7 protein-coding genes and 1 riboswitch are annotated in these 9,576 nt (G+C 31.1%); of the genes, 2 read left to right on the top strand and 5 right to left on the bottom strand.

Annotated features, from left to right (window positions below; all coding sequences use genetic code 11):
* Together BUA92_RS23405 and BUA92_RS18760 are read right to left on the bottom strand one after the other, a co-directional pair.
* Positions 1-3,962 (bottom strand): tandem-95 repeat protein (locus tag BUA92_RS23405; protein ID WP_073022207.1); only part of this gene is annotated, 3,962 nt, incomplete at its 3' end.
* A gap of 42 nt (positions 3,963-4,004) precedes the next feature.
* Positions 4,005-4,087: riboswitch (cyclic di-GMP riboswitch) on the bottom strand.
* Positions 4,088-4,249: 162 nt separating this feature from the next.
* The gene (locus BUA92_RS18760; protein ID WP_073022206.1) at positions 4,250-4,672 is read right to left on the bottom strand and encodes an NUDIX domain-containing protein; all 423 of its coding nucleotides are present in this window, start codon (positions 4,670-4,672) and stop codon (positions 4,250-4,252) included.
* 221 nt (positions 4,673-4,893) lie between these two features.
* Between BUA92_RS18760 and BUA92_RS18755 the strand changes: the two genes are divergently transcribed.
* Positions 4,894-5,685, top strand: coding sequence for a hypothetical protein (locus BUA92_RS18755; protein ID WP_073022205.1), 792 nt, complete (start codon positions 4,894-4,896; stop codon positions 5,683-5,685).
* Positions 5,686-5,824: 139 nt separating this feature from the next.
* On the opposite strand, the gene BUA92_RS18750 is transcribed toward BUA92_RS18755, so the two are convergent.
* On the bottom strand, positions 5,825-7,177 hold the full coding sequence (locus BUA92_RS18750; protein WP_073022204.1) for an MATE family efflux transporter: 1,353 nt from the start codon (positions 7,175-7,177) through the stop codon (positions 5,825-5,827).
* A 90-nt stretch (positions 7,178-7,267) separates the two neighbouring features.
* Here BUA92_RS18750 and BUA92_RS18745 point away from each other — a divergent pair, with 90 nt between their 5' ends.
* Positions 7,268-7,906, top strand: a complete 639-nt coding sequence (locus BUA92_RS18745) for a Crp/Fnr family transcriptional regulator (RefSeq protein WP_073022203.1) — start codon at positions 7,268-7,270, stop codon at positions 7,904-7,906.
* Between the two features lie 43 nt (positions 7,907-7,949).
* Here the strand turns inward: BUA92_RS18745 and BUA92_RS18740 are convergent, their stop codons facing one another.
* Positions 7,950-8,801 carry an AraC family transcriptional regulator gene (locus BUA92_RS18740; RefSeq protein WP_341413348.1) on the bottom strand — a complete coding sequence of 284 codons (852 nt, stop codon included), beginning with the start codon at positions 8,799-8,801 and terminating at the stop codon, positions 7,950-7,952.
* Positions 8,802-8,881: 80 nt separating this feature from the next.
* Positions 8,882-9,535 (bottom strand): TetR/AcrR family transcriptional regulator, encoded by a 654-nt coding sequence (locus BUA92_RS18735; protein ID WP_073022201.1) that lies wholly within the window; start codon positions 9,533-9,535, stop codon positions 8,882-8,884.
* Positions 9,536-9,576 lie beyond the last annotated feature (41 nt).

Raw genomic sequence — 9,576 nt, 5'->3', positions numbered from 1 at the left:
GCTAATATTTCATCTCCTACATTTATTATGCTTCCATTAAGTTTCAGAACCCCATTCGATGGTAATGTAGCTATCTTTACTTTATTCAACGAGTCGTTATCTATGTCTGAAAACTTACTTGTAAAATCCACAAGGTCAAAAGTTATATCAGTATCCTCTAGTCCTGTTTTGCTTAGATTTGCTACTGTTGGAGTGTCATTCACTGGAGTTATGGTTATATCTACTCTTCCGTTTAATACTGCATAAGCAGTTCCATCACTACCATTCCACTCAAAACTTGTACTTCCATTCCAATTTAAATTTGGAGTAAATGTTAATTTTGATAAGTTAGTTACTGGTATTTGTTGCCCAATAGTTACTAAGACTCCATCTAGTTTTAAAACTCCATTAGTTGGTAATGTAACTATCTTTGCTACAGCTAAATTGTCTCCATCTACATCAAAAAACTTACTTGTAAAATCTAAGGAGTTAAATGTTATGTTAGTATCTTCTGGTCCTGTTTTACTTATAACAGCTACTACTGGAGCATCATTTACTGGATTTACAGTTACATTTACAACTGCCGTAGCGGTACCACCTTTACCATCACTTATTGTGTAAGTAAAACTATCTACCCCATTATAGTTTACATTTGGAGTATATTTTACTGTTCCATCATTGTTTATTGTTACTGCTCCATGTGATCCTTGAGTTACAGCTGTTACTTCTAATGTATCTCTGTCTACATCACTATCATTAGCTAAAACATTGATATCTATTGAAGTATCTTCATTTATTGTTATTGAATCATTGTTAGCTACTGGAATATCATTTACAGTACTAACAGTTATGTATACTGTTGCTGTAGCTGTTCCACCTTTACCATCGCTTATTGTGTAGGTAAAACTATCTGGTCCATAATAATTTTCACTTGGTGTATATCTTACTGTTCCATCATTGTTTATTGCTACTGTTCCATGTGATCCTTGAGTTACAGCCGTTACTTCTAATGTATCTCTATCTATATCACTATCATTAGCTAAAACATCTATATCTATTGAAGTATCTTCATCTATTGTTTTTAAATCATTTATTGCAACTGGAACGTCATTTAGTGGATTTACAGTAATATCTACTCTTCCATTTAATTCTGCATAAGCTGTTCCATCACTACCATTCCATTCAAAGCTTGTATTTCCACTCCAATTTTCACTTGGCGTAAATACTAATTTTGATAAATCACTTGCTAATATTTCGTTTCCTACGCTTACTATATTTCCATTAAGTTTCAGAACACCATTCGATGGTAATGTAGCTATCTTTACTTTATTCAAAGTATCATTATCTATATCTGAAAACTTACTTGAAAAATCTGTATTCCCAAAGGTTATATCAGTGTCTTCGTCTCCAGTTTTACTTAAATTTGATACTGTAGGCGCATCATTTACTGGATTTATAGTTATGTTTACTATTGACGTTGATATTCCACCATATCCATCACTTACTTTAATAGAAAAACTATCTGATCCATTATAATTTGAATTTGGAGTATAGGTATAACTACCATCCGAGTTTACGCTTACTGATCCATGTGAAGGATTCGAGTCCTTTTCATAAGTTAATGCATCCCCGTCAGAATCACTTCCTATGACTCTATCATTTAATACTGTATCTTCATCTATTGTCTTATTATAATTGCCAATGCTAGGTCTAGAGTTTTCACTAATAGAATTTATAACTACAGAACTTGTATTGTTAGATGTATTAGATTCAGGTTCAATACAACTAATCTTTGCAGTATTTGTAATTATTGCTGGTAGAGTTAAAAGATCCTTTATTTTAGCTGTTATGGTCAGAGTTTTTGTTTCTCCAGCAGATAATTTCCCAATCTCCCATACCCCTATATTAGAATCATAATTATCTGAGCTACTGCTTACATATTCTAAGCCAGCAGGTAGTGAATCATTAACAACTACATTATTAGCATCTATGTTACTATTATTTTTTGCTGTTAAGGTATATGTTATATTACGATTTTTTATATATGGTGCTTGGCTAACTACGTTACTTATTTGTAAATCAGTAGTAACATGATATCCTACATTAGCTGCAATTACGGAGTTTGAGTTTAATAGAACATCCTGTGTTGAATTCCCAGTAGTACATGAATTCGAACCTGAAGTATATGAAGCTGGTGCATTAACTACTACTTTATATTTATTAACAGAATTTTGTGGTATATTGTTAAAAACATATAACCCAGTTGCATCTGTTGTAGTTCTTGCAATCTCAGTTCCACTACTGTTTTTTAATGAAACTGAAATCCCTTTGAGACCTGGTTCTCCATTAAAAGCCTTATCAGAATTCATATCATTAAATACATAACCACTTACAATCCCCTTCTCAGTTATATTTGTATCTATTGAGAAAGATAAATAAGTTGAATCTCCTGGGAAGTATGTCCAAGTATCAACAGCCTTCCAATCTCCATATGATGTGGTGTACTTGTATGCTCCATTACTACTGTCTATACCAAGTAATGCACTTATAGGATTACTTGTAGTTCCTGAAGCTCCAAGTGAAACAGTTGTGCCGTTAGCTGCCGTATAATTGCTTTCATTGTAATATACTGTATTCTTATTTGTTCCAGAAGGGAAACTTCCAGGTGGATTCAGTAACTCTACCTTAATTCCAAAAGGATTATATTCGGCATCCAGCATAGGGAAGTGATACTCTCCCCCCTTTGTCATTAATCTAACTGAATAATTTCCTGATGTGCAATAGTTTCCTGAAGCATCTTTACCATCCCATATAACAGTATTAATTCCTGATACTGAAGTATTCTCAATTACTCTGTCTACTGTGGAATCAAAAGTCCAGTCATTCTTAGTGATATCCTCACCAGTTTTATATTTATGTATAATTAATTTGTAACTGCTTTTCTTCGCAACATTAAATGTAAATATTCCCCCTGCTTTTAATTCTGATTGATTTCCTAATCCTGCTACCCCTGTAAAATTTAAATTTGTAGCAGCCAATGGTGCTATAGCAGTTGTTGGCATAATATTTTGTGGCAAGTCACTACTTGGTGGATTAAAAAACACATAATGTGTAATATCAGTTTCAGTATCTGGAGCTAAAGGGTTTTGAACTGAAATATTTCCCTCAACTGCAGATAACTCGTTATTAGTATATTTTGCTGAATGATATAAAGTTAAATTGTTGGTTTTATCTATTATTCCCCTATTTCCTGAGAAAAATATAAAACCATTTGGATCTATACCGTTCATTGAAGTTTTATATTGATATCCATCTTTAGTTAGTACATAAAAATCAGAATTCAGGATTTTTTCAGTACGATTTGAGGCATTTGCCCCCATAAATAGCGCTATGTATGAAGTAAATACTCTTCCTGTTACAGGATTACTATTTGAATCCATTACAGTTATATCCCAAGCCCCTATTGTATTTGCTTGGTTAGCGACAAAATCATCTGTCACATATTTTAGTTTGTTTCCATTTGATGATGCAGCAGACGGACCTCCTGAACCATAAAACTCTACTTCCCATATTCCAGTTTGGTTAACCTGTATAGTTATAGGATCATATCCATTAGGATTACTGCTCGTCTTTACTCCTGCTTTTTCTTTATCAACAGAACTTATGTAACCCTTACCTGCACTAGTTACGTCATACCCCTTAGAGTTTCCACTAGGATCTCTTACTAAAATATCAGTAGCTGAATTTTGATAAACACTAGAACCTAGATTTATAGTTTCACCATCTTTAGCATAGACTTTTAACAAAGTCTTTCTAACAATACCTCCGGTGGTATTATTAGCCCATTCAGTATATGGTCTATATCCACCATTTTTGACCATATCTTTACTTCCCTCAGCTTTAGCCGTATATGTATTAACACTACTATAAATAACTGATGTCATAATTATGATTGTCATTAATTTTACTTTACGCTTAATCATTCTCAACTCTCCCTCTGTAAAAATAAAAAAACCGACCAAATATAAAAATTTGGCCGGTTGCACTACTAACTCCCTATATACAAAGTGCCCAAATAAGTATATAGATCCCAGTTTCCGTTTATTCTGATATATATTATTATATAATATCATCTTTTTTTCATCAATAAAAATTTGTAATTTTATGTTTATTTTTAGTATTTTTTGTCTATTAATTTTTTCAGAAATTATGCACTCTAATTCATAAAATAAAAATTTATATTCTTCCATTTGTTCATCATATAAATAAGCTACTTCTTCAAAATCTCTTCAATAAAAGCTCCTTGCCCCCATAACAATTCTGTTTTCGCTACTTCACTATCCAGCCAATAAATTTTAGCTTTTTTACCTTTATCCTCTACACCATCTGAAATTTCATGTACCCACTCATCTTTTATATTATCTTTAAGCTCTACTTTAAATATATTTCTTTCTTGCCACTCTCCTCTCCATTTTGCATGAAATGGAATAGTTAAAATATGATGTATATCTTTTATAACATCTATTCCTGTTTCTTCAAACAATTCTCTTTTCACAGACTCCTCTAAAGATTCCCCCTCTTCTACAGATCCGCCTGGAACCTCAGTTCCTTTTCCATTTATCTTACTTAACACTAAAATCTCATATTTATTCTCTTTTTCCCTTACACAAAATGCCAATACCTTCTTAATCATTTTTACCCCTCCAAAATTCCACATTTTTCACATATTGCTATTGTATTGCAGTAACATTATAAATACAATTATAAGTATAGACAAACTAGTTTCTTCTCAAATCTTTTATATTTAAGAAATAAATAGACCACTTTGTGAGTACTCATGTATATGTACAAACTTATACTATTGATAAAGTAGTATACAAATATTTAATTTACAAAACAGGAGGTTATTAATTAATGGGATTTTTAAAAAGAAATGAAATTAAAGAAAAAGAGGTGCCTATTATGCCAGAACCTAAAGTAGAAGTTAAAGAAATTGAGCCAAGCTTTTCTCAGAAAAAAAGTTTATCTCAAAGAAGGAATCTATCCTTATTTGAAGGAGATACTGTTAAATATCTAATAGAGAATTTTCCAACTATGTCTATAGAGATTCAAAATGGTCTTAACAATTTAGCTGATATTTTAGAAGATACTATAAACTACATTGAAGATAGGTCAAGTGAAATAATCAAAAAGAACAGAGAATTTACAACAAGCCAGGAGCATAGAGATACTGCAATAGCTATCTACGACGTTGTTCAAAACATAAACAACTATGTTAGTTGGATGCAAGATGAATATGAAAGCAATATGAGAAAAGAAGCTCCTACTGAAGTTTCTAAAGCAGCAAGCATAACTAATGAAATTAAAGAGGAATCAGTAAATACTGCTAAAGAAACTTCTCCCTCTCAAGCTACCACAGAAGAACAAATAGAAATATATAAAGACTTTTCACTAAAAGATCCTAAAGGATTTACACTTCACAATCACAATGTTTTAGTTGAAGACTGGGACGACTTACTTGTAAAAACTGCAGCAATCCTAACAAAGCAATACAGATCAAATAAAAATAGTAATAAAATCGTAAAAAACATCCAACCGCTTGAGAAAAAATCTCCTCAAAATTCTTTTAGAGACACAGTTATAGAAATGCTTACAGAATACAAAATAAATCTAGATGAATTCAAAATCATAATTAAAAACAAATAGTCTATAAATACTTAAGGTCATGCCTTTATAAAGCATGACCTCATTTTTTAGCTATAACTGGTACCCAAAGTTCACGTCTTAGCTTATGACCAGCTCCATAATAATGTTATGAAAATACTAGAAAATTATTTGTATAGAATTACGCTTCTACAACCATATTTTCATTAACTAAATTTGATGAAATAAACTTTTTATATAGCAAAAAGGAAATAACAGTAACAATAACATCAGATATCACTTGAGAGCCAATAACCGCATTTACTCCAAAAAGTTTACTAGTAATAATTAGAACCGGGATAAATACTATTAATTGTCTAGATAATGTAATCATCAAGGACTGCATAGGTTTTCCTACTGCCTGAAACATAGCATTAACAAGATTGCTTATACCTAGTATAGGATTAGACAATGTAATGATACATAAAAAAGTAGTTGTGACACCAATAAATTCAGCATCTTTTATAAATAATGCCGCTATAGTATTTCTAGCTAATATGAATATAATAGTAAAACATAACCCCATTGTAATAGAAACTCCTGTAGTAAATCTAATAGTTTCCTTCAATTTCTTGTAATTCTTGGCACCATAATAGTATCCAATTAAGGGTGCTACCCCCTGAGCCAAACCAACAGTTAGCATTACTGCAAAAGAGTTCACCTTGCTTGCAATTCCATAAGCTGCAATTACTATTGATCCATAGGTTGAGATAGTATTATTAAGTATAATGTTTGAAATTGATAGCAGTACAGTTACCATAGCACCAGGTATACCAACCCCTATTACATTAGACACTATTTCCTTGGATATTTTAAAATACTTAGGAGAAATAGATAAAACTAATTTCTTTCTGCCAAAAAGATATAAATAGTATAATACATTCATAATATTTCCAATAATAGTTGCTAAGGCTGCTCCTGCTACCCCCATACTTAAGGGCACAATAAATATATAATCTAAAATAATATTAGTTACTGTTCCAATTATTAGTCCCATAGACGCTTCTTTTGCCATACCTGTAGAACGAATTATATGAATCAGCATATTACTGTAAAATATGAATGGCGCTCCAAGTATGATGATTTTCAAATAGTTATAAGTATGAATAAAGTTTTCATCCCCTGCACCAGTCAAATAAGTTATGGGCTTTAACCCTACAATACCCACAATTAATACTAATAAACATAATATTAAACCACTATAAACACAAAAAGCAGATACATTTTTTATTTTTTCATCTTCTTTTTGTCCTAACAAACGAGATATATAGCTACTTCCCCCATAACCAAATACAGCTCCTAATGACATAATTATCAATGATACTGGCAATGCCAAAGTAACAGCAGCAATCTGATACTCATCATTAGTTAATGATACAAAATATGTATCTGTAACATTATATATTATAGTTGATAGTTGTCCCAACATCGTAGGGATTGCAAGTGTAAGTACAGCTTTAGGAACACTAAATTTCTCAAACACTTCATTTTCCATATTTTTCACCGCCTCCAAAAATATAATATCAATTTAAATTGCTTTTAGTTGTGACACGTGTCATAATCATATACAAAATGGAGGTATTATATGAAAACAATCAAATCCCAAGAAAAATTAAATGAGTACCTAAATAAATATAATATACTGTCATTATTTGATACTCCTAACCTAGAGTTTTTCTTATTTGAATATAAAAAAGGAGAAACTATTGTTAACTCAATAAATCCTTTGAATTATTTTCTTTTTCTAGTAAGCGGTTCTATACGAATTTATTCAATACTTGATAATGGTATGATTTACTCAATTCATAAACAAAATGATTTCTGCGCACTTGGTGATATGGAATTCGCAGGTTACACCATTTCACAAAATTATGTAGAAGCACTTAGTGATGTATATTGCATTGGGATCTCTTTTCATAAATATAAAAATATTTTACAAAATGACAATAGTTTTTTAAGATTCATAATTAAGTCCCTTGCTGATAAAATGAACCACTCTTCTACTGATAATAAATATAGTTCTTCATTAGAAGACCGTATTTTTGAATATTTTAAACTAAATTATACTGATAAAGTAATTGAACATATGGGAGATATAGCGTTAACCTTTAATATTAGTACACGTCAGATACAAAGAATATTAAAAAGTCTTGTTGAAAAAAAGCTTTTAGAAAGACTGGGAAAAGGTAAGTATAGGCTTATTGACTATAAAAAAAGTGGCTAGCGCCACTTCTCTAAAAAGGCAGGTGAGTCATTCGTATTGATAATTATTTAGGTACAACAGGTACCCAAAGTTCATGCCTTGGCTTATGACCAGCTCCATAATAACATTCTATACATGGAAGATTCCCAAGTTCATAACCTGATGTAGGAATCCATTCAGAATATAATCTCTTCCATGCTTCCACGATATTAGGGAAAACTGCCCAAGTGCTTGATGGAATTATAAGTTCTTCCAAGTCTTCTTGTTTATCTTCCGTATACCTTACTCCCATAAAATACTCAAATTCATCATCCATAATAGCAGCTTCTTTTCCACAAACTCCAAGTAGACCTTCCATTTTACATTTAGGATTTTCCCATGACATATCAATTAATCTTTGAGTAAAACCTTCTTTTTTTGATTTGCTCCAAAGAGTAGGTATAGTCTTAAAGGCTCTATTGGTTTTTACTAACTCTTTCTTCCCTACTATTCTAATCTCGAAATCAATATTCTCAATTCTATACTCCATTTCCTTATCTCCCTTTATAGATATTTGAAAAGAGATTTTTGGAAAGGCTTTTAATTGAGCTCCTGAATTACGTGCCTCTGAAGGTTTTATACCATGAGTTTTTTGAAATGCTCTTGAAAATGAGTCCCCAGATTCATATCCATATTTAACAGCTATATCTAGTATACGTATATCAGTTTTTTGAATTTCAAATGCAGCAAGAGTCAATCTTCTACGCCTTATGTATTCTGATAAAGCTATTCCACTAATTGCCGAAAACATTCTAGAAAAATGATATTCGGAACAATAAGCTCTTTTTGCAATTTCTGAATAAATAATCTCGCCTTGAATATTTTCTTCTATATATTCTAAAGCAGCATTCATTCTCTCTATCCAACCCAAATCCATCTCCCCTTTCATACTCATCTTAAAGGAAATATAAACTATAAGTCCGATATTCCTTGCACCAATATGTAGGTTTAAGAATATTAAGACTTTTCTATTCTTTTATAATCTATAGAACTTTCAAACAACGTATATATCATGCTTACACATTTATCAATGTATAAATCCACATTTATCACATCATCCCCATAAAGAATTTTATGACATACATCGTCTATCAATAATAATACATAGTATATAAATATTTCTTCATCTTCTTTACTTTTAGTTGGTATTGATAAAGCCTCAAACACCTCTCGTGTCCTAATTACTCTATTATCAAGTTGATCATTAACAACTTTAGCTATGTCCTCATCTAAAAGAGCTAACGCATTCATCTCATCGTGAAAGATTTTAGAAAAATCATGATAATCCATCACCATCTTTATAAATAATTTAAATAGATCTTTTACCGTTTCTGGATTATCAAATCCTTTATCTGTATTTTCTTGCCAAAATGTACGCGTGGGATAATTAAAATTATCATTAATTTTTTCAATAACCTTAATATAAATTTCCTTTTTATCATTAAAATAAGCATAAACGGAACCAGTTGCTACTCCTGCTTCTTTTGATATATCTGCTGTAGTTGTATTATAATAACCTTTTTCATTAAAAAGCTTATAAGCAGCATCTATTATTTTATTGTACTTTTCTAATGCCCTTTTTTGCGTTGGTATTCTAGTTTTTTTCTCCATATTCATCACCTAACTTAATAGTAAAAGATAGCTAATAAAAA

It is taken from the genome of Clostridium intestinale DSM 6191 (assembly GCF_900130055.1).
GTDB lineage: Bacteria > Bacillota > Clostridia > Clostridiales > Clostridiaceae > Clostridium_T > Clostridium_T intestinale.
Note: the sequence above shows the minus strand (reverse complement) of the source record. Positions and strands in the feature narration are given on the sequence as shown.

Bases quoted from the DNA above. Each gene is read 5' to 3' on its own strand.
- BUA92_RS18760 (WP_073022206.1), bottom strand. From the start codon at position 4,672: ATGATTAAGAAGGTATTGGCATTTTGTGTAAGGGAAAAAGAGAATAAA.
- BUA92_RS18755 (WP_073022205.1), top strand. From the start codon at position 4,894: ATGGGATTTTTAAAAAGAAATGAAATTAAAGAAAAAGAGGTGCCTATT.
- BUA92_RS18750 (WP_073022204.1), bottom strand. From the start codon at position 7,177: ATGGAAAATGAAGTGTTTGAGAAATTTAGTGTTCCTAAAGCTGTACTT.
- BUA92_RS18745 (WP_073022203.1), top strand. From the start codon at position 7,268: ATGAAAACAATCAAATCCCAAGAAAAATTAAATGAGTACCTAAATAAA.
- BUA92_RS18740 (WP_341413348.1), bottom strand. From the start codon at position 8,801: ATGGATTTGGGTTGGATAGAGAGAATGAATGCTGCTTTAGAATATATA.
- BUA92_RS18735 (WP_073022201.1), bottom strand. From the start codon at position 9,535: ATGGAGAAAAAAACTAGAATACCAACGCAAAAAAGGGCATTAGAAAAG.